Below are 24,296 nucleotides of genomic sequence, written 5' to 3' on the forward strand. Positions count from 1 at the left end.
TCCTGTTTGCTGCGTCCTGCGCTAAGCAATACGCCGCAAGCCGGAACAGGTTCCCCTTGCCTCATTATTTTCCTCCCATCTCAAAGGTCTGTCATGCCTTTTTCCATAACCCCTGCGCATATCTGGCCGGTCGTCATGCTGATTGCCTCGAATGTCTTCATGACATTTGCCTGGTACGGACATCTCAAGCACAAAGGCAGCGTGCTGTTTTTTGCCATCCTGACCAGCTGGGGTATCGCGTTTTTTGAATATTGTCTCGCCGTGCCAGCCAATCGCCTTGGCTCCGAAGTCTATTCGACGGCGCAGCTGAAGACGATGCAGGAAGTCATCACGCTGACTGTCTTCGCGCTGTTTTCGGTATTCTGGTTGAAGGAAAGCCTGACGATCAACCATGTCATCGGCTTTGCGCTCATCGCTTTCGGCGCATCCTTCCTGTTCCGCTCGTAAGGGCAGGGCCTTTTCGCGAGGCGGTCGGCTCGAAAAACGGGCGACCGCCTCTTCACATCAGGCAGTCACGCTTCTTTCCTTCGACCTGCGCGCAAGATGCGTTTGTCGTAAAACACGTGCAGCAGAGCGGCTATGGCGGCGGTCGCCGCCACGGCGAATACCAGCCTTCCGACAAGAATGCTGACGATATCCGCGCCCAGCGAAGCCATCAGCAGAGTGTCTTCGATCATGCTGTGGGCAAATCCCATGAAGACGCAGGAGAGAAAAACCTGACGCCGAGAAATCGTGCCGGATTGCGCTTCGCGGATGAGGAAACCCGCGCCGTAGGATATGCCGAGAAACAGGCCGATGGCCGTCAGTTGTTCAGCCTCGCCCTTGATGCCCGCCACGCGAAGGATTGGCGTAATTGCGAGCATGAGAACCTTCATCACCCCCGTGATTTTCAGAATTTCGAGGCTCCAGGAGAGGACGAAGAGGATGACAAGCATCCAGACCAGGGTTTCCAGCAGCGAGAGAAAATAGTCGCTCCATTCCAGCGTCGCTGTCATGGGTATCCAGCCGGGCTGGACGGGTGCGGAAAGAGCGCCTGTCGCCTGGAGGATGTGGTGCAGCAGAAAGGCATAGAGTAGGCCGCCGACGATGCGCAACAGAGTTGTGACGACGAATGACGGACCCGCTTTCTGGATGATCTTCTGTTCCAGCGGCAATCCATGCGCAAACAGGATCAGCGCGGAAAAGACGGTGACCTCAGCCACGCTGAGGGACTGAACAGGCACCAGAGTGAAGATCAGCGGTATTGCGCCCCATATGCCCACAAGCATTGCAGTCAGCCAGGCCAGCCCCAGTTCCGGGGGCAATCCCACCACGTTCATGAAGGGCGCAAAGGCGGGGGAGATGACCTCGATCAGACCCATTCGCGACAACACCTCCGTCGCCAGAGTAATGGGAACCGTGATGCGGACCAGCAGCCAATAGATGTGCAGCGTTTCACGGCTGTGCTTCAGGAATGTTTGCATCACGGGTCCCTCTCGAAAATCATGTCCACTGTGCTACCGCGAGCCCAATCGAATTTGTGGTCAAAAATTGCATGAATGTGCAATTTTATTGCAAAGCGTCAGAGGCGGGCTATGCTCTCGGCCATGGATGCGATTGATCGGAAATTGTTGAACCTGATGCAGCGCGATGCGTCGCGCACAAATGTCGAGATGGCCGATGACGTGGGCTTGTCGCCATCCAGCTGCCTGAGGCGCATCCAACGTTTGCACAAATCCGGCGTCATCGACCGTATCGTTGCCATTCTTAACCCGGCCAAGGCGGGGCGTGGTGTCAAAGCCATGGTCACGGTTGAACTGAAGCTGCATGGCGAGCAACATATGCGCCGGTTTCTGGAACTCGTCGCCGCCGAAGAGGCCGTCGCGCAGGCCTATGGCGTAACCGGGGAGACCGACGTCGTGCTGATGTTGCGCCTGCGGGACATGGATGAGTATGACGCTATCTGCGACAGGCTGTTTCGCGACGAGACGAATGTCGCCCGCTTCTATACGATGGTCGTCATTAAGACCGCCAAGGAAGAAACTGCGATCCGCATCTGACGCGACAATCTTTTTGAGGCGATTGTGGGTGCCGGGATTGCTCCCGGCACGGTTTCAGTGAGCGTTGCGCCGGTTCGCCCTTTGAATGGCGAGATCCAGAACCAGCATGATCAGCAGGCTGATGCCGACCAGCGGGAAGATGATGCCGCCGATGGCTAACAGCGCGATCAAGCCGCGCAGGACGCGTTTGTCATGCGGCAGGGGCGGAACCCCGAAGGAGCCTTTGGGGCGACGTTTCCACCACATGACACCGCCGGATACGGCCAGAAGGACGATGCCGAGGCAGGCGAGAGCCAGAATGATCTGGTTTGCCAGCCCGAATTGCTGGCCCATATGAACGTTGATTCCCCATTCCAGGCCTTTGCCGAGCGGCCCGTAATCGGCATAGCTCATGTCGATGAGCGGCTCGCCGGTGTATTGATCCAGATGAACTACCCGTTGCTTGGCAAGGTCATCGGGATAGACAGAGCCGCTGTAGACGCCGGTCGGTGTCGTCGGCATTGCGACCGTATATCCCGCTTGCAGCCCCAAAGCATCAAAGCGGGAGACTGCGCTGTCGATGCCGATCGGTGCGTTCGTAATGTCAGCACCTGTCGCGACGGGCGCGGGAGTTTCGGAATGCTGTCCGTGATCGTGTCCTGCGGAGGACATCGGCACCTGTGCCTGCTCGAGTGACCAGGTGGTTTTTGCTACATCATCCAGATGCGTGCCGGACATTGGAACATCCACCCGAACGCCTGGGGGATAACCGAAATTGTTGCCGTTTGCCCATTCATTGACCTTCGCGCCCCAGACGCCGGACCATGGCATACCCGTTACGGCAAGGAAAACGATGAACAGGCCAACGAAGGCGCCGGTCACAGCGTGGGTGTCGCGCCAGAAAACGCGCTTTTTCGGCGTCCCGCGGACGGTGACGACGCCGCCTGTCTGGTTGCGCGGCCACCAGAGATAGATGCCGGTTGCCACAAGCAGGATCGACCACCCAGCGGCTATTTCGATAAGATACCGCGTATAGGTCCCAAAATATTTCAGACTGTGCAGATAGCGTATCGTCCACATGACAGTGCCGCGATCCGGCATGGAACCAAGCACCTTTCCGCTATATGCATTGACGTAGACGGCCCGCTTGCCATCAGACGCCTTTATGGTGATTTCCGTCGAAGCGCCGGAGTCCGTCGGCGTCGTGTATTTGAGGACCGTACCGGGAACGGCTGCCAAAGCGGCGTCGATGATGGCAGACGGCGCGGCCTTTGGTGCGTTCTGTACAGCTTCGATGCGCTTGAGATCGGAATGGATTATCGCGTCGATTTCATCCCTGAAGAGATAGAGTGCGCCGGTAACGGCGAGTGAAATCATGAAAGGCAGCACGAAGAGCCCGGCATAGAAATGCCATCGCCAGACAGCGCGATAGAGGTTGATGGAGGAGGCTGCTGATTGGCGCGCATCCTCGAACGAGGTGGTAACGGACATGAATGTCTCCGCAGAAGAATGAGGAAAGACGGCGAAATGCGCTACGCCTCTCGACGTGGCGCATGGGCCATGGTGATCTCAAACATCTCTGGCGAAGGGTGGTCCGCGCGGCCGTGAACCCAGGTTCGGCGAAGGCGACGACAGAACTTCCGTGACGGGTTGGAAGTGGAGCAGGGTCGTCGGCAGTGGGGCAGGAATAAACTCGATGACCGGGCTGGGTATTGCAGCGCCGGAGGCGGATGCCAGGCGGCACATGGTGCCGCAGCAGTTATTCGCGAGTTTCCCCGCCGGGTCCTGCTTTTCGGATGCCCCGCCCTGCGTGTGCATGGAGCAGATGATCTCATCTGCCGCCAGCGCCGCTGAAGCCATGGCGCCGTTTGTAAATCCGTTGGCGAGGCCCTGTAGCAGGAAAAGCAGAAGCGCCAGCATGGCGATAGCGCCAGCCGAGCTTCTATCCTGCAAGATGTCGCGAACAAGCCTCATGGCGCTGGCGTGCCACAATTTTTCCGCATTGTCACTGCGGCAAGATGTACGTCTGGCCGAATTACAAATTGTCCATGTCGGCAAATCGCCATTGTTTCGCAGCTTTTTCGCCGGAATTGGCTGTGATCCTACCCCGACTTGAAGTTGGTCGGAGTAGCAAAACATGGCTCCCTTTTCTCCAACGATAGCGGCGATCCGCTATGGCTATGGCCTTTCGCCGGGCCAGGTTCTCACGCAGAATGTTGATGACCTCTTGGTTCAGCTTGCGGATGCGCCTTTGAAGGATGCGTTTTTTCCGTTGGGCGGAGTGCTTGCCGCGCGCCAGCGGGCCGATGATCTTGCGGATGGGTTGGTCGCTATCCGTCCCGCCAACAATGGCGGCGAGCGTGATCGTGATGCGCGCCGTGCCCTGCAGAAAAAAGCCGAGCAGAGTTTGCAACGCGACAGCACCGCCCGCGTTATGCAGTCGGTGTTCTCGCCCTACGGCTTCCACGAGCGTCTTGCCGCCTTCTGGACGGACCACTTCTCCGTCAACGCTCACAAGTCGCTACCGATGCGAGCGCTCACTCCGCTCTATGAGGTCGAGGCGATTCGACCGCATCTTGCCGGTCGGTTTCGCGACTTGCTTCAGGCCGCCGTGCTGCATCCCGCGATGCTGATCTATCTCGACCAGAACAGATCGACCGGACCGGAATCAGTCGCGGCTGAACGCCAGAAGCGCGGCCTCAATGAAAATCTGGGCCGGGAATTGCTGGAACTGCACACCATGGGCGCTGGCAGCGGCTATACGCAGCAGGATGTGCGCTCTGCAGCCCTGGTGCTGACCGGCATGACGGTGGATGACCGTTACGAGATGTTGTTTCGGCCGCGCATGGCGGAACCCGGTGAGATCAAGGTTCTCGGCGTATCCTATGGAGGCCGCAAGCGCACCGCGGATGATTGCCTTGCAATGCTCGACGATCTGGCGACGCGCCCGGAGACCGCGTTGCATGTCTGTCGAAAGCTGGCCACACATTTTATCGCCGACGATCCTCCCATGGATGTTGTCGGTGCCATGGCGAAAGAGTGGAAAGCCAGCGATGGCAACCTTATCAAGGTCTATGCGGCCATGCTGAACCAGCCGCGTGCCTGGAGCGATCCCGGCCGCAAGATGAAGCTGCCATTTGACTTTGTGGTTTCCGGGCTGCGCGCATTCGGCATCAATCGGAAAAACTGGGAGCAGCGACTGTCTCCATCTGGTGACGACGAGGCCGCAAGGTCAGTCCCCGTAGGCTCGGTGCAACCCGGCATGGGTGATATGGCTGGTGCCGAAAGCGCGCAATCCAAGGCCCCACCAAGCGGAGACATGGCAGCCGAGAAGCCCGGTCCGGAGGGGCAAGGCGCTGACGCGAAAATTCAGAAGCCCGCCAACAGGCAGAGTCTGGCACGAACGCTGACGCTGGCGTCGCTGCGCCGCATGGGCCAACCCGTCTGGCAGCCGCCAAGTCCCGCGGGATTTGAGGAGGGTGTCGCTTCCTGGCTTTCTCCAAGCCAGATGAGCGAGCGTATCCTGTGGGCGCGCAAGGCATCGAACACGCTTGGCGGCGACATGGAGCCGCGAAAGCTCCTGGAAGTCGCGTTGGCGGATATGGCCAGAGACGACACGATCCGTGTGGTCAGCCAGGCGCCCAATCGTGCGAGCGGCATGACGCTTGCGCTGTCCTCACCGGAATTCAACAGGAGATAGGATCAATGACCATCTCTCAGACCATGCTTATCAGCCGTCGCAATTTTCTGGTGACGGCTTGCTGCGCGGCTGCCGTGCCGGCGTTTTCGCCAGTCAGCTTCGCCGCCATGCCAGGCGAAAACCGCTTCGTCACCATTGTGCTTCGCGGAGCCATGGATGGGCTTGACCTCGTTCAGCCCTATGGTGATCCTGCATTCGCAGGGTTTCGTCCGACACTTGCCCTGACGCCAGACACCGGCCTGATCGATCTGGATGGGCATTTCGGGCTCAACCCGGCAGCGCAGCCGTTGATGCCGCTGTGGCAGGCGAAGGAACTGGCCTTCGTCCATGCCGTTTCCACACCTTACCGCGATCAGCGCAGCCATTTCGACGGGCAGGATATGCTGGAGAGCGGGGCAGAGCATGTCCATGAGGAACGCACCGGATGGCTCAACCGCGCCCTGTCGTCCATTCCGCGCTCCGCAGATCGCAAGGCGATAGACATCAATACATCGATGGAGCTCATTCTCTCAGGTCCGAACGAGGCGGACGTCTGGGCATCAACGTCCAACATGACGATGGGAGCCGATGAAATCGGCTTCTTCAAGCGGCTCTATGCGAATGATCCGGAATTCAATCAGGTCCTCGCCGAAGCCTTGCGCACCGACATGTCGGCGGAACAACTCTTTCAGGATGAAAAGCGCGGGCAGGGCATTCGCGATGTCGCCAAGCTGGCGGGTGGCCTGCTGAAAGAAGATTACCGCATCGCCAGCTTTTCCGTGGATGGCTGGGATACCCATGCGGGGCAGAAGGGGCAGTTTGCCAGAACGGTCAAGGACCTGACCATTGCGCTGACGACGCTGAAAGATGCGGTCGGGCCGGAGGTCTGGAAGAAAACGGTTGTCGTTGCGATGACTGAATTTGGACGCACGGCCCGCGAGAACGGAACAGGCGGCACCGACCACGGCACAGGCGGCGTCGCAGTCCTTGCTGGTGGCGGTATCGATGGCGGCCGCGTTCTCGGCAACTGGCCCGGCCTTGGCGATGGGAAGCTTCTCGACGACCGCGACCTGATGCCGACCGGCGATGTTCGCGAACTTGCCGCCGCCATGCTCTATCGCCAGTTCGACGTATCCAGTGAAGCGCTGACCAACACGATATTTCCCGGCCTGAACTTCGACAGGTCCTCAGCCTACCTCAAAATCTGAGGTGATCAGATCAGGGCGCGGCGGTTGCTGACGTTGCCGCATCGATCAGAGCGGTCTTCACTGCGATATCGGCCATTTCAAGCGCGGCTGCGCGTGATTTCGCAGCCGCGATGAAGCGGCCATTGTGACAGAAGGTTGCGCCCTCAACGCCGGAAACTGCCTCCAGATCGGCGTCCGTCAGCCCACCCCAGGCTGCGGGCAGGTCTGCTCGCAGTTCAAAACCATCGTCGGCACGGCGAATACCCGTTACGCACCAATCCTTGTCGCGCGGGTGGACCACGAAGAGAAGGTGGTCGGCACCGGCTTTGACGATTGCAGGACGGAACGGCATTCCCAGAGGAAGCTCGAGAACGCGGCCTTCGCCCGTTGCATCGATGGCCTTCAACACAAGGGCTTCAGCCCGCAGCTTTGCCGCCTTCTTCTCGATGTTTGCCTCAACGAAGCTGCGCGCGATGGAGAGCGCATGATGGAACGCGCGGTCGTCGGCCTCCGGGTCGGTATTGTCGAAAGATGGCTTCAGCGTCTCGAGCAGGCTGGGCAGTGTCAAGGTAGACAGTTGCCCAGCGGTAGATGGGCTCAGCGCACCATTATCCGTGAGATCGATTGGCAGAACGAAGCTTGTGTCGAATGAGGCATGAAGGGCGTCGATGTGGGTATCGGAAATGCCCGATGCCGCCAGATAATCGCGACCGAAATGCTTCCACACCAGTCCGAAAGAACTATAGGGCTGGCCGTCCTCTCTGAGAGGTGCTCCGCGCTGATGATGATCGAAAATGCGCGTCTGCGCATCATAGGCGCCGCCCACGTCGTAGATGATACGATCGGAGGCAGGCGTGATCCATTCCGGCGAGCGGCTGCGTATGATTTTCGCCTGAGGGAAAAGGCGGGTCAGGATGACGCTGGACAGAAGTTCATCGGCATGAAAGCCACCGGAGTGGGTAACGAGAAATTCCGCTGTCATCAGGTAGCTGGCCTTGTAGGTAGGAGTGCGATCTTGACGATCAAATATCGCTTGTCCGACCGCCTAGCAAGCAAACATCAGCTGATAGCAGTGATTTCCAGCTCATCGTCACCCACATAGGCTGAATCACCGACAGATTTACCCAAAAGCGCTCTGGCGACAGGGGAGACGTATGAGATTGATCCCGTCTTCGGGTCTGCTTCGTCTTCCCCGACAATCCGGTAGGTCTGCACCCGCCCGTCTTCGCGCGAGAATGTCACGGTGCCGCCGAAGGCGACGACATCGTTGTTTTCGGGCGGCGCTACGAATTGCGCGGTATGAAGCCTTTCGGAAAAATACCTGAGATCGCGCATGTGCGGGCCAGCCTGTCGTCGACGCTCGTTGATGTCCTCGATAGCGTTTGCCTCATCGAATGCCGCTCTTGCGGCAGCGACCTGCTTCTGGAGTGCTATCAAACCCGCCTCGGTGACAAGGTTGGGATGCGGCGAGACAGGGCGATCCGGCAGCTGTGTTTCTGCTGCGGTTTCGGCACTCTCTTCCTTTACGAAGGCTACGCTCACGGTCAAATTCCTTTATACACTTATCCTCATATGGAGAGTGCGGAGCGGAAAGACAACCGTTGGGCTCATTCGTGTCGCAGCGCCTCGATAGGGCTGAGGTTCGCTGCCCTGCGCGCCGGGAAGTAACCAAAAATGACACCGATTGCCGCGGAGAAGGCGAATGCGAGCGCGATGATCGAAGGGCTTGTGACGAAGGGAACGCCGAGAAAGCTCACCACGGCATAGGCAAGACCCAGCCCCGTGAGAATTCCAGCAAGACCTCCGAAGGCAGAGAGCATCACCGCCTCGACCAGAAACTGGGTCAGGACCTGTTTTTCCAACGCGCCGATAGCAAGCCGGATGCCGATTTCGCGGGTCCGTTCGGTCACGGAAACAAGCATGATGTTCATGATGCCAATGCCACCGACGAGCAGACTGACCGCCGCGACAGCGCCGAGAAGCCCGGTCAGCAGGGTTGTCGTTCCCGTCATTGCCGAAGCGATCTGCGCCATGTCATTGACGGTAAAGTCGTCCTCGCGGCCCAAACCAATGCGACGGCGTTCGCGCAGAAGGTTTTCGATATCTGCCTGAACCTTGGCGGTGGAAACGCCGTCCTGCGCAGAGACCATGATGCTCGATATGGTCGTGGTGCCACCGATGCGCCGCTGGTGGATTTTCAGTGGCATGATGATAGTGTCGTCCTGATCGTCACCTAAGCCCGATTGGCCCTTTCGCGCCAGCACCCCGATGACAGGGCAGGAGATGTTGCTGACCCGGATCGTCTGTCCGACCGGGTTGGCGGACCCGAACAGCTCCTGCCGAACGGTCTCGCCGATGATGCAGCCGATTTGACCGCCACGGTCTTCCGCAGGCAGAAACTCCCGTCCCAGTGCCAGCGTCCAGTCCTGCACGGTCAGGTAATCATTGGTGGTGCCAACCACGCTGGTCGAATGGTTTTTGCCGCCATAGATGACCGTCGCAGCAGAGCTTCTGTTGAGTGGAGCGACGGCGCGCACACCGCCGAGCTGGTCACGCATGGCCTGAACGTCATGCTCGTTGAAACGCTTAGCCTCCGTGCTGGCGCGTCCTGGGCCGAACTGGCCCGGGCGTACGAAAAGCATGTTGGTGCCCAGCCGCGAAAGCTCCGATTTCACCTGCGCCGTCGTGCCATTTCCGATGGTGACCATGGCGATGACTGCCGCCACGCCGATGACGACGCCGAGCACGGTCAGGAACGAGCGAAGCATGTTCCGGCTTATGGCGCGCAATGCAAGCCGGGCTGTCTCAAGAAACATCATGGGCCTCCGGGATCTGGTTTGCGCTGTCTGAGGCAAGATGGCCATCGACAAACCGCAACAGGCGGCCTGCATAGGCAGCGATGTCTTCCTCATGCGTCACCATGACGACCGTAATCCCCCTGTCGCGGTTCAGCGAGGTGATCAACTCCATGATTTCGGTGCTGGTCTTTGTATCGAGATTGCCGGTGGGCTCATCGGCCAGCAGGAGAGCGGGCCGGGTAACGATGGCACGCGCAATGGCCACGCGCTGCTGCTGCCCGCCCGAAAGCTCCTGCGTTGTGTGGTGTTCTCGACCCGCCAGCCCCACCTGCGCCAGCGCTTCCAGCGCCCGGGGACGCCGCTCCGCAGCCTTCATGCCTCGGTAAATAAGGGGCAATTCGACATTTTCCACGGCAGAGGTGCGCGGCAAGAGGTTGAAGCCCTGAAAAACGAAGCCGAGCATATGACGACGCAACAGCGTCAGCTGTTCCTTGTCGAAGCCGCTGGTCGGCACGCCCTGAAAAAAGTACTCGCCCGCCGTTGCCGTATCGAGGCACCCGATGATGTTCATTGAGGTGGACTTGCCGGAACCCGAAGGTCCCATGATGGCAACGAATTCACCCTCCGCGATGGAGAGGCTGACGCCGTCCAGTGCGCGGATCGTCGCTTCGCCGACGCCATATTGCTTGACGACGTTGCGGAACTCTATGAGCGGGTGGATTGTCATGCTTTGCTCCCGCTTCAATTGCTGCGCTGGGAAGCGTCTGTAATGACCTGATCGTCAACCTTCACGTCGCCCGATTTGATGGCGGTGAACTGGCCGTCCGTAGAGCCGGTTTCCACCTCGACGGGGACGGGATTGTTGTTGCGCAGGACCCAGATGTTTCGCTTTGCCGAGACCGCCGGTTCGTCGCCACCACGCTGCCTGTTCATTCGCGGAGGCCGAAACAGTCCCATCAGCCCGCCACCGCCACGAGAGGCGGATTCGCGTGGTGGACTGTATCTGAGAGCGGTATTGGGGACGAGTATGGCGTCCTTTACCTGCTCCACCACGATGTTGGCTGTGGCTGTCATGCCTGGACGCAGAAGCAATTCCGCATTGTCGACGGTCAGAATGCCCTTATAGGTCACGACGTTCGAAACGGTTTCAGACGCAAATCGCACCGTCTCGATGGAGGCCGGGAAGTTGCGGTCCGGATAGGCGTCGACATTGAAAGATGCAGTCTGGCCGTTCCGGACTTTTCCGACGTCAGCCTCGTCAATCGCGACCTGCAATTCCATCTGCCGCAAATCGCCAGCGATGGTGAAGAGAACTGGCGCATTGAGTGAAGAAGCCACCGTGGCCCCTGGATCAACGTCGCGCGTGAGTACCACACCGTCAATCGGCGAGATGATTCTGGCCTTGCCGAGGTTGAGTTCCGCCAAGCGCAAATCAGCCTCCGACGACAGCACGGACGCGCTATTGACTTGAAGCGTAGCTGCGGCAGCATCATAATTGAACTGTGCGGCGTCCAGATCCTGCTGGCTGGACACACGGCTCTGCACGAGCGATTTTAGCCGGTCGAGCGAAGCCTTGGCGGAGCCGAGATCGGCGGTTGCCTTGAGAACATTTGCTTGTGCCGATGCGAGCTTGGCGCGGGCACTCTGCACATCCGCCTGCAGCTTGTTCGTGTCCAGTTCTGCCAACACGTCGCCCGCCTTGACCGGGCTGTTATAGGTCACATTGACCTTTCTAACGGTGCCGGAAAGCTCGCTGGAAATATCCACCTGATCGGTTGGCTGAACCGAACCCGTGGATGTAACGATGACGGATAGATCGCCCTTTTTGACGTCTGCCGTGGTGTAGGTATAGGAAACCCGTGAGCCGCCAGAGATGTAATAATAGGTAGCCGCCCCACCTAGCAGCAGAAACGCGCCCAGCACATAAATGAAACGGCGAGACTTTCTTTTGCCTTTACTGGAAGCGCCGAGAATCTCTCGAAGGTCCGGTTGTTGTGCCGGCCTGCTTGTATCGTTGCCGACATCATCGGGCTTGGTCATTTCTCTTCCCTGCAACTCGGCCGACCCGTGACAATATCGTGCGAATGACGCCTGATGAACGATCTGGATCGGATTCGGCTCCACGTTCTGTTTATCGAACGGAAGTTGCACAGCTTTGCGGCAGCGTGAAGTGAAAACTTGGTAATATTACCGGTAACAGGTCCGGCGCGGGTCATAAATGGAGGAGCGCGTCGGTGGACAACTGCCATTCATGGCGCGCGCGGCATTAACGCCCGGAACGGTTGGTGCCCGCCGGGTTTAGAACCCGGCGGGCTGTCTCTCAGAATTCAGCCCATTCCGGCTCTTTTACCGCTGCTGCACCGCCACCAAAGGCGGCTGCGAGTTTACGGCTCATGCTGCGGGCAGGAGAGGGAACAGAGGCGGATGTGGATGCGGCCGCGCGTGGCCTTGCAGCCTGCCGAGCCGTACCTGCATCGCCCAGCCGGAACTGCGCCAGCATCTCGGTGAGGCTGCGTGCCTCCTTCGCAAGTGCGTGGCTGGCGGCGGTGGATTCTTCGACCATGGCCGCATTCTGTTGCGTCCCTTGATCCATCGTGTTGACGGCGGTGTTGATCTCCTGCAGCCCGAGTGACTGCTCCCGCGATGCTTCGGCGATAGCGTGTACGTGCCGGTTGATTTCCTGCACTTCTGCGGCAATCGTCTGAAGCGATTTTCCGGTTTCGCCCACCAGTGTCACACCGGTTTTGACCTGATCGCCGGACGTGTTGATCAGCGCCTTGATCTCCTTGGCAGCGTTCGCCGAACGCGAGGCCAGTTCACGCACCTCCTGGGCGACGACTGCAAAGCCCTTGCCAGCTTCGCCTGCGCGTGCCGCTTCGACACCGGCATTCAGAGCCAGAAGGTTGGTCTGGAATGCGATGTCGTCGATAACGCCGATGATATTGGCGATCTCATTGGACGAATTTTCGATCTGGTGCATGGCATTGATGGCTTCGCCCACGATCTTGCTGGAGCTTTCGGCACCATCGCGGGTGCGAACGACGAGCTTGCTGGCCTCATCGGCGCGTTTCGCTGCGTCCTTCACCGTTGTCGTGATCTGTTCCAGAGCAGCCGCCGTTTGCTCAACCGATGCCGCCTGCTGCTCGGTGCGTTTGGACAGGTTGTCGGCCGAAGACAGAAGCTCGTTTGCACCGGCATTGATGGCCTGTGCATTTCCGCCGACGGTCGCCATGGCGGCATTGAGCTTCTGGATGGAATCGTTGAAGTTGCGGCGCAGACCGTCGAGATGCTCGACAAAAGGCGTTTCGATGCGGAAGGCCAGATCGCCATCGGCGAGGCGGCCCAGCGCAGTCTCGAGTTCGTTTACGGCCTGCTGCAGGTCCTGTGCTTCGCGCGCCTTCTGGGCTTCGCGCTCCAGCCGCTCCGACAAGCTGGCTTCCTGGGCGGCATCGGCCTGTTTTGTCAGTTGCGCCCGCTCAATGGCGTTCGTGCGGAACACGGCCACTGCCTGTGCCATCTGCCCGATTTCATCGGCGCGGTTGATGCCAGCGATTTCCTGGCTGGTCTCACCTTTGGCAAGGCCGATCATACGTTCGCGCAACACAGCCATTGGACCGGTGATCCCTGCGTGAGAAACATAAAGAGCAAGGCCCAGCGCAAGGACGACGCCAATGCTGAGCGAGATGATGCTGAACATGATGATTGACTTGACGTCTTCCGACATGCTGTCGCCGCCTGACGTCAGCAATTCCATCATCGCCGTATTATTCCCGCCAGTCTCCGTGGACAGCTGCTTCATCAGCCCATCATTTTCCGCCATGATTGCGGGTACGCCTGCTTTGTTGCCGGAGGCTGCCATGACGATAGCCTTATCGGTATTGGCTTTGACCGCGGCCAGGATCGTCAGGATCTTCTGCATTGTTGGCTGGCGGCTGGGCACGGCAACGCCAACAGCCTGAAATCGCTCGGCTGCTGTCTGCAGATCCTTTTCGTATTTCTCCTTCATGTCCTTATAGACGGTCGATGTAGGATCCTGCTCCAGCAGACGGCCGGAAATAGCGACCGCCGTCCAGACGCCAGCCGAGGCACGGGCACCAAGAACCGCGGCCTGGCTCTCATTACGAATGAAGCCGTGGTAAGTGTCGTTGGCATGATTGAAGCGGATAGACATATAGGCGATGCCTGACAGCGAAATGACGCCCAAAACGACAAGCAGAGATAATATCTTTGTTTTAATACCAAAATTTTCCAGCATGAATTGTCTCCCCCCAACCCATATGCGCGACAGTTCGGCACGTGGTGGCATGCAGTGCTTCAGATGAATGTAATGAAATGCCGCGCAGGCTCCGACGTTCGCATCATGCATTCGGCAGTTGCCGTGTCGTGCCGGCGATTAGTCCGTATAATCGTTAAAAACAAAATAAGTTGACCACCTTTATTCTCGCACGATGCTGTCGGGCAGACGAGAGAAATGCGCTGATCGAAAAAATCTTCTCCATCAATTCTGTCTTGTTGCTAGACAGTTTTTTGCAATGCAAAAAATCGGTAAAAAATGTCATTTTGCTGTTGCAGAGCATGTATGAACCGTGTATCTCCCCACCATCGAAAAGGCGGAGTGTAGCGCAGTCTGGTAGCGCATCTGGTTTGGGACCAGAGGGTCGGGAGTTCGAATCTCTCCACTCCGACCATCTTTCTTTAATGCCATTGAATTAATGGCCAGCAATCTTCAAAAATAGAGAAGTTGATGTGGGCAGTTCTCCGGAAACTGCCCTTTTTACATTCATGCTACGTATTGGAAATATGCCCAGGCGCCGACAAAAAACGCTATCACTGCGGCAATCGCGATAAGCTTGCGCAGTTGCGGGTTTGGCTTGCGAGGCTGTTTCGGCGGCTCCGGCTTGCGAAATTTGATTACGTTTTCATTCATGTCTGCTGTCCTTTACATGTCGTCCCGATAAAATACGCTTCGTCCGCATGTAGCAAGATAAGTGTAAAGCCTTTTCCCCATCTAAGGCTTTTATGGTTTCCGCATTATGCGAGGCTTGCGCGGACTTGACTTCAAAGGGGAGTCGGTCCAATTGAGTTTTGCTGTCGCTCTGTCATGTTTTTATGATAGGGGATGGGGAGAAAGGGCGGAGCGCCCCTTGATCGCAAGACCGGAGCAGTTTGAAATGTCTGCAAAAATCTATCGTCCAGCCAAGACTGCCATGCAATCCGGCAAGGCTAAAACAAATATCTGGGTGCTGGAATTCGACGCCGAGGTTCCGCGCAAGATCGATCCTGTGATGGGCTACACGTCCTCGTCGGATATGAACCAGCAGGTAAAGCTGACCTTTGAAACGCAGGAACTGGCGGAAGCCTACGCCCAGCGCAAAGGCATCGAATACCGCGTTATTCCTCCTCAGGAGCCAACCCGCAAGATTGTGTCCTACACGGACAACTTCAAGTTCACCCGCACACAGCCCTGGACACACTAATTCATAGATCGGGCCCCTTAGCTCAACTGGATAGAGCAACTGCCTTCTAAGCAGTAGGTCGCAGGTTCGAGTCCTGCAGGGGTCGCCACCAATACACGAAAGCCTCCGGTTATACTCCGGGGGCTTTCTTGTTTCAGCCCGGTTCCCATGATGTTGTTTCTGAGTGTTACTGTTTAATCGCCGACGGTTTTGGTACCTTTCGGCCTCATATAGCCGCGAACAGGATTGGTCTGTGTTCGATAATGCGGGCTATGCTAAACGAATGCGCTGACAGTCTCAGGCAGGGACGCTGGAGTTCCATCAAGCAAAACCGTCCCGCTGAAGGGCTGCGTCAATACGACAGGTTGTTGGGGCGGGTGGGGCACTGTACCGATGTCATGACAGATGGTGTCGAGCAGTTGGCGGAAAGTTTTTGAAAATGATGGGTTCGGATTGGGTCGATTGGTTCCCGATAGTTCTTTTGCCGCTCAAGCTTCTTGTGTTGGGAACAGGAATGTTCTTCGCGATCAAATGGCATCATGACCAGGCGAAGAAGGACAGGGACATCAACTGAGCCGCGTCACGAGGTGGTGCAGGTACAAGACCGCTTCAATGCCTCGATAATCCGGTTATGCTGGCTGGATGATTCTCTGTTACGATCGCTGATTGATGGAAACTTCCCTATATCTCCCGGTGAAAGCCTTTCTTGAGGCTGCGGGTTATTCCGTAAAGGGTGAGGTCGGCGGATGTGATCTCGTCGGAATCAGCGACGATGAATCGCCGGTGGTGGTCATCTGTGAACTCAAAATGACATTCAATCTCGAGCTGCTTCTCCAGGCCGTTGATAGGGCAGCGGTCGCTGACGAGGTCTGGATCGCGGCCAGAATATCGGCAAAGGGCAGAGGAAGAGAAACCGATAAGCGTTATCGCGATCTCTGCCGCCGGCTTGGCATCGGTATGATGGGCGTGTCCGATCGCGGGGACGTCAGCGTTATCGTTCCATCGACGTCTCCGATGCCGCGCACGAATCCGAAAAGACGCTCCCGACTGGTGCGCGAGCACAAGACGAGGCGAGGCGACCCGGTACTGGGTGGCAGCACGCGAGTCCCCATGATGACGGCCTACCGACAGCAGGCATTGGGATGCGCTGCCATTCTGGCGAAAGGCCCGCTGCGGGTGGGAGACGTAAGAAAGGACGTTCCGGAAGCCGGTAAGATCTTGCTCTCAAATGTGTACGGATGGTTTGAAAGACTTGAGCGAGGCGTTTACGGCCTGACTGACGCCGGGCGCGATGCGCTAGTTCGGTGGCCCCAGCTTTAACGCAACAGCTGTAACCAAGCTGGCCAGCGCTAAGGCAAGCGTGGATCAACTAATCTGAATGAAAAGAAATGAGAAAACTGGTGCCCCCGACAAGGTTCGAACTCGTGACCCCCTGATTACAAATCAGGTGCTCTACCAACTGAGCTACAAGGGCAATCCAGTGCGGTGGAATTAGCAGATTCTCCTGTCGTGTAAAGTGGAAATTTCACTGTTGTGTGGAAAAACTTGTTTCAAATCCGCATACGGCCCGGCAAGCGGCTAGCCTTGCAGGTAGTAGAGCTTGTGGGTGATGGTCCAGTTTCTCTCTCGTTCCAGAAGCGAAAGATATTCGCAGAACACAACGCTTCCCATTTGCGTCGTCAGTTTGACGGAGGCGGTGTCTCCCACCTTGTCGATGCCGATGATGTCAAACTCATATTGGCTCTCCTGCAAGCCTTGCTCTGCCGAGCGCAGCTGGTGAATGAAATCCTCCACGGACAACCACTCGGTCGCGCCCTCGTAGTTGCCGACGATGTTAGCGCGTGGATCCAGAACCTCCCGCAGCATGTCACCATCGGCTTGCGCCATTGCCTGCACGTAGTCCGCAATCGTCTGGCTGATTGTTTCCGACATCGTTCTGACCCTCCCTCCAGAAGTCAAATCTAAAATACACTCTTTTCAGCATTCTGCCACGACCCGGGTAATGTGCCGCCGGAAGGTCCGGAACAGGCTTCAGGCACAGGGTTGTCCACATTTTTGTCGGGTCGTTTGAGCGCTTGCCACGCGGGCGACAAATTTCCGGTCGATGTCGTTTTGCGTTCAAAACCCCATTAGAGGGGTGCCGTCAGCGAGGAAAATTTCGTATGATCCCGCTTCAACCCTGCGGGTCTTTCGGGCCGGGGCTGTTTTCGAGAATGCGAGTACGGGTGTTTCGGTGATCGATCCTTATGTTTTGCTGGGCGTAGAGCGTGATGCCGATGATGCGACGATCAAGGCGGCTTATCGCAAGGTTGCCAAGAGTGCGCATCCCGACAGCGGCGGTGATGCCGATCAGTTCGCCAAGCTTCAATTGGCCTACGAGCTTTTGAAGGATCCGGTCAGGCGCAAGGTTTTCGACGATACGGGATACGATCCGCAACTGGCCGACGCCAAGGATCTGAAGGGCTTGCTGATGTTGGAGACGCTGGTCAACGAGTTCATTCTCGACGAGCGGGAGCCTGGCAGCTTCGATCCCGTAGCAGCGATGCGTCGCAAGCTTACGGACGACATCCTCAAGAGCCGTTTTCACATTCTCGAACTTGAGCGTCACCGCACCCGCGTGCGCAAACACATGGACCGGCTGGGCCGAAAGCCGGAAACGGATGTGTTGGGATCGATGCTGCGCGCGCGTAGCCAGTCGATTGCGGACGCCATTCGCAATGCCGAAACTCAGATAGAAGTTATTGAACAGGCCTACACGATGTTGGAAGGCTATTCCTACGAGCTTGAAATCGCCGTGCTGGCCGAGCCTCTCTTGAAGGGGGAGGCGGCAGAGTAACGCCTGCGCCGCTCATGCGTCGCTTCAGGGGCCATTCACCAGTGCGAGAATGAGTTGATGGACCGCGCCGCCATTCGATAGCTCATCGCGGTCGAAATCGCGGCCGCGCTGACGCTGTTCATTGGAAAGCTCTCCCAACCTCTGCTGGAGGACGGCGCGAACCTTCTGGCACTTCGGATCATCTTCTGCCCGCAAACCCACACTGTAGGCTTCGATCTTCTTGACCATGTCGAGAATATGCTGGCCGTGAACGCGCTCATGTTTCTCAACGCCGGAGATGAAGCGTTGCCAGCTTGCCGCGACGTCAGACGGAAGTTTTGCGGGAGCCTTTGGCCATGTGTAGATGATCGTCAGATTGGGACGGGCAGTTGCCAGAACGCAAGCGCCATCTGCCTTCGGACGATAGTCTCGGCGCCATGTCAGCTTGAAGGTGGTGTGCGCAACGGCTTGAACGCCCGCCTGGGGCCCGCGTTCACCGATTGATCGATAGAGTTCGATGCCGGAACTGCCGGTGATGGGATATGTCTTTATCTGCTCGGTTGGCGTCCAACTGTTCTGGGCGAACGCTGCCGTTCCCATGAGTGTCAGCAGCACCTTGGCGGCAAGAATGGTCTTAAGTCCTGAAGGCACGCGTTTTCCTGCTCGTCATCATGGTGTCTCGGCCTGTGGCTCGTAGAGTTCCCAGCCTCGGGGCGTCAGATGCTCCTGGGGGTGGTAGCGTGTCTTGTAACCCATTTTCTCCGAACCATCGACCCAATAGCCAAGATATACGTGCGGCAAACCAAGCGTACGGGTGCGGGCGATGTGATCGAGGATGAGAAAGGTGCCCAGAGATCTTTTTTCATAGTCTGGATTGAAAAAGGAATAGACCATGGACAACCCGTCGCTCATCGTGTCCGTCAGCGCGACCGCGACGAGTTCACCGCGTTTGCTGTCATCGATACCAGCGCCGGGCTCGCGCTTTCGATACTCAATGATGCGGGTGTTCACATGCGTGTCTTCGACCATCACGGCGTAATCGAGTGCTGACATGTCCGACATGCCGCCGGATTGATGGCGGTGGTCGAGGTATCGGCGAAACAGCGAGAACTGCTCGGTGGAGGGCTCGGGTTGGTGCACGCTGGCAACGAGATCGTTATTATATCCCAGAACGCGGCGCATGGATTTGGTCGGCACGAAACGCTCCGCCAGAATCCGTACGGAGACACACGCCCGGCAGGTCTCGCAAGCGGGGCGATAAGCGATATTCTGCGAGCGGCGAAAACCGCCCTGCGTCAGCAGGTCGTTCATTTCTGCCGCACGAGGGCCGACAAGATGGGTGAAAACCTTTCGCTCCAACTGGCCGGGCAGATAGGGACAGGTCGCCGGTGCGGTCAGATAGAACTGTGGTGAGGGCGTCGCCTGCGTGTTCATAGAACCCTGATCGCTCCCTTCGCCAGTCAAGCCTCTGTAACAGAATGGCAAAAAGCTACAAAACGTCAACTGCCAGATAAGCGGCGCACGTCAATTTGACGCTGCGCCGCGCGGCTTTTGCCAAGTTCAGGTGGTTCTGACGATGACGGTGCCTAGCAGCAGGTCATGGACGAGGCGTGAGCGCTCGGTAAACAGTCCGGCCAGCAGGATGAGCGGGGTAAGAATCGAGTTGATGACCCAGAAAAGAACGATGTGAACCGTGGAGATCAGAAAATCGATTCGCCGTCCATCGGTGCGCGCCATCGCAATACCCGCAGCCCGCATGCCAGGGGTTGCCTGTGCAGAACTGCCGAGTGTCATGCCGAAATAGAGAATGGCGACAATAACGAAAATGGCCGGAAACAGTGCAAAACCTAACCCAAGCGTCAGGACGCCAAGGAAAAAGACGATGACTGCAGCAGGAATGCACAGAAGGGCGACGATGATATAATCGATCACAAACGCAAAGACGCGACGGCTCAGAACGCCGCTATAGGCGCGCCAGTCTTCTGTCGGGACATAGGTGGCATTCGGGTCGAGGCTCATCGACGGTTTCTCCTGTTCGGAACAGTAATATGGTATTGAAACCGCCGAATGCAATGATTTGCAATCTCACGCCTTGGCGAGTTTTTTTGCGGCCTCGATGGCGAAATAGGTCAGGATGCCATCGCAGCCTGCGCGCTTGAAACAAAGAAGCGTTTCCATCATTACGCGGTCGCCGTCGATCCAGCCATTCATGGCTGCCGCCTTGATCTGCGTGTACTCTCCCGAGACCTGGTAGGCAAAGGTGGGGAGGCCGAAGGCTTCCTTGAGGCGCCAGCAGATATCAAGGTAGGGCAGGCCCGGCTTGACCATCAGCATGTCCGCACCCTCTTCGACATCGAGTGCCGCGTCGCGAACCGCTTCCATCCCGTTTGCGGGATTGATGTAATAGCTGTTCTTGTCGCCCTTAAGGAGTCCGCTTGTCGATATCGCCTCGCGATATGGGCCATAGAAGCCGGAAGAGAACTTGGTCGCGTAGGACATGATGCCGACATTCTGGTGGCCTGATGCATCCAGCCCCCGGCGGATGGCGCCGATGCGGCCATCCATCATCTCGGACGGGGAAATGATGTCGGAACCGGCATCCGCCTGCATGACGGCAGCCTTGACGACGAGTTCGACCGTTTCATCGTTGACAATCTGGTCACCGCGCAGAATTCCGTCATGGCCGTGGCTGGTAAAGGGGTCCAGCGCCACATCCGTGATGATGCCGATGTTGGGCACTGCCTTCTTGATGGCGGCGGTTGCCTGATTGATGAGGTTGTTGGCTTCCAGCACGTGCGATCCGGTTTCATCCCGCAGATGCATTTCCACGTTGGGGAAGGTAGCGATTGCCGGAATGCCGAGATCAGCGGCTTCCTTCGCCGCTTCCACCAGCATGTCGACGCTCATGCGGTTGACGCCGGGCATGGCGGGAATGGGATCTATGATGTTGGTGCCGGGAACGACGAAGACCGGCCAGATCAGATCATCGACCGTGAGAAGATTTTCCCGCACCAGACGCCGCGTCCAGTCCGCCTTGCGGTTTCTGCGCATCCGGCGGTGTCCGGTAACGTGGTCTACGAGGTGCGTCTTGTCATTCATTGCCATTTCCTTCCAGATTCGGTGCTGTTCGGCGCAAACGGTTCACGCCCGGCGGCATTGCACCGCCTGCTATATCTGCGCTGGACCCACTCCGGACCAGAACGCTGCACCCTATATTTCGGCGGCACATAGCACAGGAGCGCGCAATTGCGAATGCGGCAGATCGTTGCGGGTCTTTGACAAGCGTCGTGCCTCGACGCAATATCCTCTGGTCGTGCGCTTAACTGGTCAGTATCTTCGCCTCATGGAACCTGATTCTCTGCCACACCCCAAGATGCCGCTGACAGAAATACTCTACATCGCCTTTCTCAGGCTGGTGGCGATTTCGTGTTTCTGGTTTGGCTTGCAATATTGGGCCATGCTGACGGGCTACTCCCTGAGCGGTCACGCACGGTTCGATATGCTCAACATGCCCTGGCGCATTGCGGGCACAAGCCTTGCCGTCATCTTCCCTGTGGCTGCACTTGGCCTGTGGCTCGGTGTTTCCTGGGGCGCGGTCATGTGGCTCATCGGTGCAGGCACCCAGATCGCCATGTATAAGGTATGGCCCAACATCTACGGCCACAACACCATCGTGCCCATCATGCATGGCATCGTATCAACCGTTTATATACTATTCCAGGTCGCTTTTTGGCTGGATGCGCGCCAAAACGATGAGCGCTCAAGAATTGATTTACCATAAAATTAAAGCAATTCGGGCCGGATTTGACGCATTTTTTCCCGCTAAGTATTTGATTTATAAAGAGCGGATTATGTCTTTTTTGGACGGTGCGCCGGTGGGGCAGGGTGGGCGTGTTGCAAGTAACCGTTTGTTAAGGCTGCATTTTAAGTAGAATTTTATGCGCATTGCTTAGATTTCCTCTCAAGGCGGGAAACAAAATCAAACACCGCCAAACAAAACAGTGAGGCAGTCATGATCAATAGCAAAGCAAAGCCACAGGCCGCAGTTTCCGATACTCAGGACGAAACCATCCGCTCGCTCTACATGGAGTCGCTCCACCTGGTCGAGCGCCTTCACCGTCGCCTTCTCGATGTCATCAAGGACGAGTTCGACCGTCAGGGTCGCGATGATGTCAACGCAGTTCAGGCGCTCCTGCTTTTCAACATCGGCACATCCGAATTGACCGCTGGTGAACTCCGTTCGCGTGGTTACTACCTCGGCTCCAACGTGTCCTACAACGTCAAGAAGCTGGTAGACCTCGGCTTCATCAACCACCAGCGCTCCCGCATCGACCGCCGCTCGGTTCGCATCAGCCTGACCGACAAGGGCCAGGATATCGCGGAAACCGTCGCAGGCCTCTATGAACGCCACATCGGCTCCATCGAAAAGGTCGGCGGCATCGGTACCGGCGAGTTTGCAGAAATGAACAAGATGCTCCAGCGTCTGGACCGTTTCTGGAACGACAGCATCGCTTACCGCCTGTAATCGCTCAGCGATATCGGCCCAATCAGCAAAGCCGGATGCCACTCGCATCCGGCTTGTTGCATTTTTGCGTGTACCCGTTGCAAAATCACACGCTGACACAGCTTCGTGAGAGGCCTTCGGGTGACACGAATTGGCCATATTGGTATGGGACCGCCACAAGCGAAGGAGCCGGCGGTTTCTCCTGTGTTCGCGTCATGCGTCATCCAAATTTCGCATCGAGTAAGTCCTGCCGGCAGGCGCGTGAATACGTGTTTGTTAACGATGTTGTTTTAGGCGTTGATCAAGATGCCTGATAAAGTGGCTGGTAGGTAAAATGACAAAGAAAATCGTCCCAGAAGTTCTTTCCCGGCGCGCCATGTTGCGCTCTGCCGTTTCCATCGGTGCTGCAGCGCTTGCCGCGCCCGCCCTGGCGCAGGATGCTTTCAACGATCTCATCGGGTCGTCGCGTCGCGGTAACTGGGACGATCAGTTCGATGCGAACTCGTCGCGCGCCGCTGTCGGCGTTGCTTCCAACACACCGGTTCTCAGCCCGGAATCCCCGGCCTTCGTCCAGCAGGCGATGATGCAGTATCAGCAGATCGTTTCCAACGGCGGCTGGCCGGAAGTTCCGCCAAGCCAGCAGCGTCTGCAGATTGGCGTCAGCGATCCCTCCGTCCAGGCTCTGCGCCAGCGCCTTATGATTTCCGGCGACCTGCCGCGTGAAGCTGGCATCTCCAGCGCATTCGATTCCTATGTCGATGGCGCATTGAAGCGTTTCCAGGCCCGCCACGGCCTTCCAGCAGATGGTGTCATCGGTGAATACACGCTGAAGGCATTGAACGTGCCTGCGCAGATCCGCCTCGCGCAGCTTCAGACCAACCTCGTTCGCATCAACACGATGTCGGGCGATCTCGGTCCACGTCACGTCATGGTCAACATTCCCGCTGCTTCGATTGAAGCCGTGGAGAACAATCGCGTCGTGCTGCGCAACACCGCTGTCGTAGGCCGCGATACGCGCCCGACGCACATCATTAATTCGAAGATTTACGAAATCATCCTCAATCCATACTGGACTGCACCGCGTTCGATCGTCGAAAAGGACATCGTTCCGCTGATGCAGAAGGATCCGACCTATCTCGAGCGCAACAATATCCGCCTCATCGATGGTCGTGGACAGGAAGTGTCGCCGACAACGGTTGACTGGAATGCGCCGAAGATTCCGAACCTGATGTTCCGTCAGGATCCGGGCAAGAACAACGCCATGTCTTCCACCAAGATCAACTTCCACAATCCAAACAATGAATACATGCACGACACGCCGCAGCAGGGTCTGTTCAACAAGCTGATGCGCTTCGAGTCGTCCGGTTGCGTGCGCGTGCAGAACGTGCGCGACCTCACGTCGTGGATCTTGCGCGACACACCCGGCTGGTCGCGTCAGGAGATCGAGCGCGTTATTGCAAGCCGCGTCAACACACCGATCAAGCTGGCGCAGGAAGTGCCGGTTTACTTCGTCTACATCACGGCCTGGTCCACGCGTGATGGCGTCGTGCAGTTCCGCGACGACATCTACAGCAAGGACGGCAATGCAGAGCTGGCACTGAACACGACCACCGTGATGGAACAGCCTTCGGGCGCCATCGACGACGACCTCGTGCCGCGCAACTAATCAAACTGTCTTGATGCCTTTGAAAGCCGCGTTTTACATCAAACGCGGCTTTTCCTTTTGGGGGCGGCGTGGCCCGAAGCGATTTTTCGTCTCCACGTCGCAGTTTGACGGGCAAATCTCGTTGTCCGTATTGCTCTTGAAAGGGCAGGGCGTTAAGACGCCATCGCATTACT

The 24,296-nt window shown here is 57.5% G+C and carries 25 protein-coding genes and 3 tRNA genes; 12 read left to right on the top strand and 16 right to left on the bottom strand.

Features of this window, described 5'->3' with window-relative positions:
• Positions 1-93 precede the first annotated feature (93 nt).
• Complete coding sequence (locus tag QRN85_RS10645; protein ID WP_062452614.1) at positions 94-447, top strand: DMT family protein; 354 nt, start codon at positions 94-96, stop codon at positions 445-447.
• Between the two features lie 65 nt (positions 448-512).
• Here the strand turns inward: QRN85_RS10645 and QRN85_RS10650 are convergent, their stop codons facing one another.
• The gene (locus tag QRN85_RS10650; protein WP_284758833.1) at positions 513-1,463 is read right to left on the bottom strand and encodes a nucleoside recognition protein; all 951 of its coding nucleotides are present in this window, start codon (positions 1,461-1,463) and stop codon (positions 513-515) included.
• A gap of 123 nt (positions 1,464-1,586) precedes the next feature.
• Here QRN85_RS10650 and QRN85_RS10655 point away from each other — a divergent pair, with 123 nt between their 5' ends.
• Positions 1,587-2,039: an Lrp/AsnC family transcriptional regulator gene (locus QRN85_RS10655; RefSeq protein ID WP_284758835.1), complete on the top strand. Its 453-nt coding sequence runs from the start codon at positions 1,587-1,589 to the stop codon at positions 2,037-2,039.
• A gap of 54 nt (positions 2,040-2,093) precedes the next feature.
• Here QRN85_RS10655 and QRN85_RS10660 read toward each other — a convergent pair whose 3' ends face one another.
• Together QRN85_RS10660 and QRN85_RS10665 are read right to left on the bottom strand one after the other, a co-directional pair.
• Positions 2,094-3,509, bottom strand: coding sequence for a PepSY-associated TM helix domain-containing protein (locus tag QRN85_RS10660; protein WP_284757910.1), 1,416 nt, complete (start codon positions 3,507-3,509; stop codon positions 2,094-2,096).
• Positions 3,510-3,587: 78 nt separating this feature from the next.
• Positions 3,588-3,992, bottom strand: coding sequence for a DUF2946 family protein (locus tag QRN85_RS10665; protein WP_284757912.1), 405 nt, complete (start codon positions 3,990-3,992; stop codon positions 3,588-3,590).
• A 163-nt stretch (positions 3,993-4,155) separates the two neighbouring features.
• Here QRN85_RS10665 and QRN85_RS10670 point away from each other — a divergent pair, with 163 nt between their 5' ends.
• Positions 4,156-5,718, top strand: a complete 1,563-nt coding sequence (locus tag QRN85_RS10670) for a DUF1800 domain-containing protein (RefSeq protein WP_284757914.1) — start codon at positions 4,156-4,158, stop codon at positions 5,716-5,718.
• A gap of 5 nt (positions 5,719-5,723) precedes the next feature.
• The gene (locus tag QRN85_RS10675; RefSeq protein ID WP_062587031.1) at positions 5,724-6,905 is read left to right on the top strand and encodes a DUF1501 domain-containing protein; all 1,182 of its coding nucleotides are present in this window, start codon (positions 5,724-5,726) and stop codon (positions 6,903-6,905) included.
• A gap of 10 nt (positions 6,906-6,915) precedes the next feature.
• Here QRN85_RS10675 and QRN85_RS10680 read toward each other — a convergent pair whose 3' ends face one another.
• From QRN85_RS10680 to QRN85_RS10705, 6 genes are all read right to left on the bottom strand, one after another.
• Positions 6,916-7,866, bottom strand: coding sequence for an MYG1 family protein (locus tag QRN85_RS10680; RefSeq protein ID WP_284757917.1), 951 nt, complete (start codon positions 7,864-7,866; stop codon positions 6,916-6,918).
• Between the two features lie 77 nt (positions 7,867-7,943).
• Positions 7,944-8,426 (bottom strand): transcription elongation factor GreA, encoded by a 483-nt coding sequence (gene greA, locus QRN85_RS10685; RefSeq protein ID WP_284757918.1) that lies wholly within the window; start codon positions 8,424-8,426, stop codon positions 7,944-7,946.
• Positions 8,427-8,491: 65 nt separating this feature from the next.
• Positions 8,492-9,700, bottom strand: a complete 1,209-nt coding sequence (locus tag QRN85_RS10690; RefSeq protein ID WP_062587033.1) for an ABC transporter permease — start codon at positions 9,698-9,700, stop codon at positions 8,492-8,494.
• Positions 9,690-10,409, bottom strand: a complete 720-nt coding sequence (locus tag QRN85_RS10695; protein ID WP_284757919.1) for an ABC transporter ATP-binding protein — start codon at positions 10,407-10,409, stop codon at positions 9,690-9,692. Before QRN85_RS10695 ends, QRN85_RS10690 begins: the two co-directional genes overlap by 11 nt.
• A 14-nt stretch (positions 10,410-10,423) precedes the next feature.
• Positions 10,424-11,722, bottom strand: a complete 1,299-nt coding sequence (locus QRN85_RS10700) for an efflux RND transporter periplasmic adaptor subunit (RefSeq protein WP_284757920.1) — start codon at positions 11,720-11,722, stop codon at positions 10,424-10,426.
• 280 nt (positions 11,723-12,002) lie between these two features.
• Positions 12,003-13,937 carry a methyl-accepting chemotaxis protein gene (locus tag QRN85_RS10705; protein WP_284757922.1) on the bottom strand — a complete coding sequence of 645 codons (1,935 nt, stop codon included), beginning with the start codon at positions 13,935-13,937 and terminating at the stop codon, positions 12,003-12,005.
• Between the two features lie 356 nt (positions 13,938-14,293).
• Between QRN85_RS10705 and QRN85_RS10710 the strand changes: the two genes are divergently transcribed.
• Positions 14,294-14,370: transfer RNA gene (locus tag QRN85_RS10710), tRNA-Pro, on the top strand.
• A gap of 92 nt (positions 14,371-14,462) precedes the next feature.
• Here QRN85_RS10710 and QRN85_RS10715 read toward each other — a convergent pair.
• Positions 14,463-14,609 carry a hypothetical protein gene (locus QRN85_RS10715; RefSeq protein ID WP_162928069.1) on the bottom strand — a complete coding sequence of 49 codons (147 nt, stop codon included), beginning with the start codon at positions 14,607-14,609 and terminating at the stop codon, positions 14,463-14,465.
• 244 nt (positions 14,610-14,853) lie between these two features.
• Between QRN85_RS10715 and QRN85_RS10720 the strand changes: the two genes are divergently transcribed.
• From QRN85_RS10720 to QRN85_RS10730, 3 genes are all read left to right on the top strand, one after another.
• Complete coding sequence (locus tag QRN85_RS10720; protein ID WP_062587272.1) at positions 14,854-15,159, top strand: ETC complex I subunit; 306 nt, start codon at positions 14,854-14,856, stop codon at positions 15,157-15,159.
• 11 nt (positions 15,160-15,170) lie between these two features.
• Positions 15,171-15,247, top strand: a tRNA-Arg gene (locus QRN85_RS10725).
• A gap of 560 nt (positions 15,248-15,807) precedes the next feature.
• Positions 15,808-16,458, top strand: coding sequence for a DUF2161 domain-containing phosphodiesterase (locus QRN85_RS10730; protein WP_284757926.1), 651 nt, complete (start codon positions 15,808-15,810; stop codon positions 16,456-16,458).
• A gap of 78 nt (positions 16,459-16,536) precedes the next feature.
• On the opposite strand, the gene QRN85_RS10735 is transcribed toward QRN85_RS10730, so the two are convergent.
• Both QRN85_RS10735 and QRN85_RS10740 read right to left on the bottom strand, forming a co-directional pair.
• A tRNA-Thr gene (locus QRN85_RS10735) sits at positions 16,537-16,612 on the bottom strand.
• 104 nt (positions 16,613-16,716) lie between these two features.
• Positions 16,717-17,070, bottom strand: a complete 354-nt coding sequence (locus QRN85_RS10740; RefSeq protein ID WP_284757928.1) for a nuclear transport factor 2 family protein — start codon at positions 17,068-17,070, stop codon at positions 16,717-16,719.
• Between the two features lie 301 nt (positions 17,071-17,371).
• Here QRN85_RS10740 and QRN85_RS10745 point away from each other — a divergent pair, with 301 nt between their 5' ends.
• A complete protein-coding gene (locus QRN85_RS10745) occupies positions 17,372-17,974 on the top strand; it encodes a J domain-containing protein (protein WP_062587038.1) in 603 nt (200 codons plus the stop codon).
• Positions 17,975-17,998: 24 nt separating this feature from the next.
• Here QRN85_RS10745 and QRN85_RS10750 read toward each other — a convergent pair whose 3' ends face one another.
• The 4 genes from QRN85_RS10750 to hemB form a co-directional block, all read right to left on the bottom strand.
• A complete protein-coding gene (locus tag QRN85_RS10750) occupies positions 17,999-18,553 on the bottom strand; it encodes a DUF922 domain-containing Zn-dependent protease (protein WP_284758837.1) in 555 nt (184 codons plus the stop codon).
• A 69-nt stretch (positions 18,554-18,622) separates the two neighbouring features.
• Positions 18,623-19,387: an arginyltransferase gene (locus QRN85_RS10755; RefSeq protein WP_062587039.1), complete on the bottom strand. Its 765-nt coding sequence runs from the start codon at positions 19,385-19,387 to the stop codon at positions 18,623-18,625.
• A gap of 126 nt (positions 19,388-19,513) precedes the next feature.
• Complete coding sequence (locus QRN85_RS10760; RefSeq protein ID WP_062587040.1) at positions 19,514-19,972, bottom strand: RDD family protein; 459 nt, start codon at positions 19,970-19,972, stop codon at positions 19,514-19,516.
• A 66-nt stretch (positions 19,973-20,038) separates the two neighbouring features.
• Positions 20,039-21,052, bottom strand: a complete 1,014-nt coding sequence (hemB, locus tag QRN85_RS10765; protein WP_113093696.1) for a porphobilinogen synthase — start codon at positions 21,050-21,052, stop codon at positions 20,039-20,041.
• Positions 21,053-21,296: 244 nt separating this feature from the next.
• On the opposite strand from hemB, the gene QRN85_RS10770 reads away from it, so the two are divergent.
• The 3 genes from QRN85_RS10770 to QRN85_RS10780 all read left to right on the top strand — a co-directional run bounded on the left by QRN85_RS10770 (position 21,297) and on the right by QRN85_RS10780 (position 24,123).
• Entirely contained in the window at positions 21,297-21,734 is a 438-nt protein-coding gene (locus tag QRN85_RS10770; RefSeq protein WP_062587042.1) for a DUF6163 family protein, read from the top strand.
• 234 nt (positions 21,735-21,968) lie between these two features.
• Positions 21,969-22,478, top strand: a complete 510-nt coding sequence (gene ldtR, locus QRN85_RS10775) for a transcriptional regulator LdtR (RefSeq protein WP_200939067.1) — start codon at positions 21,969-21,971, stop codon at positions 22,476-22,478.
• 313 nt (positions 22,479-22,791) lie between these two features.
• Positions 22,792-24,123 (top strand): L,D-transpeptidase family protein, encoded by a 1,332-nt coding sequence (locus tag QRN85_RS10780; protein ID WP_284757932.1) that lies wholly within the window; start codon positions 22,792-22,794, stop codon positions 24,121-24,123.
• Positions 24,124-24,296: the final 173 nt, after the last annotated feature.

The sequence above is a fragment of the Agrobacterium sp. fls2-241-TYG-188a genome (assembly GCF_030209845.1).

What these genes read in the sequence shown, in the direction of transcription:
- QRN85_RS10680 (WP_284757917.1), bottom strand. Translation starts at nt 7,866, where the DNA reads ATGACAGCGGAATTTCTCGTTACCCACTCCGGTGGCTTTCATGCCGAT.
- QRN85_RS10770 (WP_062587042.1), top strand. Translation starts at nt 21,297, where the DNA reads ATGGAACCTGATTCTCTGCCACACCCCAAGATGCCGCTGACAGAAATA.
- QRN85_RS10695 (WP_284757919.1), bottom strand. Translation starts at nt 10,409, where the DNA reads ATGACAATCCACCCGCTCATAGAGTTCCGCAACGTCGTCAAGCAATAT.
- QRN85_RS10675 (WP_062587031.1), top strand. Translation starts at nt 5,724, where the DNA reads ATGACCATCTCTCAGACCATGCTTATCAGCCGTCGCAATTTTCTGGTG.
- QRN85_RS10650 (WP_284758833.1), bottom strand. Translation starts at nt 1,463, where the DNA reads ATGCAAACATTCCTGAAGCACAGCCGTGAAACGCTGCACATCTATTGG.
- QRN85_RS10690 (WP_062587033.1), bottom strand. Translation starts at nt 9,700, where the DNA reads ATGTTTCTTGAGACAGCCCGGCTTGCATTGCGCGCCATAAGCCGGAAC.
- QRN85_RS10755 (WP_062587039.1), bottom strand. Translation starts at nt 19,387, where the DNA reads ATGAACACGCAGGCGACGCCCTCACCACAGTTCTATCTGACCGCACCG.
- QRN85_RS10660 (WP_284757910.1), bottom strand. Translation starts at nt 3,509, where the DNA reads ATGTCCGTTACCACCTCGTTCGAGGATGCGCGCCAATCAGCAGCCTCC.
- QRN85_RS10720 (WP_062587272.1), top strand. Translation starts at nt 14,854, where the DNA reads ATGTCTGCAAAAATCTATCGTCCAGCCAAGACTGCCATGCAATCCGGC.
- QRN85_RS10645 (WP_062452614.1), top strand. Translation starts at nt 94, where the DNA reads ATGCCTTTTTCCATAACCCCTGCGCATATCTGGCCGGTCGTCATGCTG.
- QRN85_RS10700 (WP_284757920.1), bottom strand. Translation starts at nt 11,722, where the DNA reads ATGACCAAGCCCGATGATGTCGGCAACGATACAAGCAGGCCGGCACAA.
- QRN85_RS10655 (WP_284758835.1), top strand. Translation starts at nt 1,587, where the DNA reads ATGGATGCGATTGATCGGAAATTGTTGAACCTGATGCAGCGCGATGCG.
- QRN85_RS10740 (WP_284757928.1), bottom strand. Translation starts at nt 17,070, where the DNA reads ATGTCGGAAACAATCAGCCAGACGATTGCGGACTACGTGCAGGCAATG.
- QRN85_RS10780 (WP_284757932.1), top strand. Translation starts at nt 22,792, where the DNA reads ATGACAAAGAAAATCGTCCCAGAAGTTCTTTCCCGGCGCGCCATGTTG.
- QRN85_RS10750 (WP_284758837.1), bottom strand. Translation starts at nt 18,553, where the DNA reads ATGGGAACGGCAGCGTTCGCCCAGAACAGTTGGACGCCAACCGAGCAG.
- QRN85_RS10670 (WP_284757914.1), top strand. Translation starts at nt 4,156, where the DNA reads ATGGCTCCCTTTTCTCCAACGATAGCGGCGATCCGCTATGGCTATGGC.
- hemB (WP_113093696.1), bottom strand. Translation starts at nt 21,052, where the DNA reads ATGAATGACAAGACGCACCTCGTAGACCACGTTACCGGACACCGCCGG.
- QRN85_RS10730 (WP_284757926.1), top strand. Translation starts at nt 15,808, where the DNA reads ATGGAAACTTCCCTATATCTCCCGGTGAAAGCCTTTCTTGAGGCTGCG.
- QRN85_RS10715 (WP_162928069.1), bottom strand. Translation starts at nt 14,609, where the DNA reads ATGAATGAAAACGTAATCAAATTTCGCAAGCCGGAGCCGCCGAAACAG.
- QRN85_RS10665 (WP_284757912.1), bottom strand. Translation starts at nt 3,992, where the DNA reads ATGAGGCTTGTTCGCGACATCTTGCAGGATAGAAGCTCGGCTGGCGCT.
- QRN85_RS10760 (WP_062587040.1), bottom strand. Translation starts at nt 19,972, where the DNA reads ATGAGCCTCGACCCGAATGCCACCTATGTCCCGACAGAAGACTGGCGC.
- QRN85_RS10705 (WP_284757922.1), bottom strand. Translation starts at nt 13,937, where the DNA reads ATGCTGGAAAATTTTGGTATTAAAACAAAGATATTATCTCTGCTTGTC.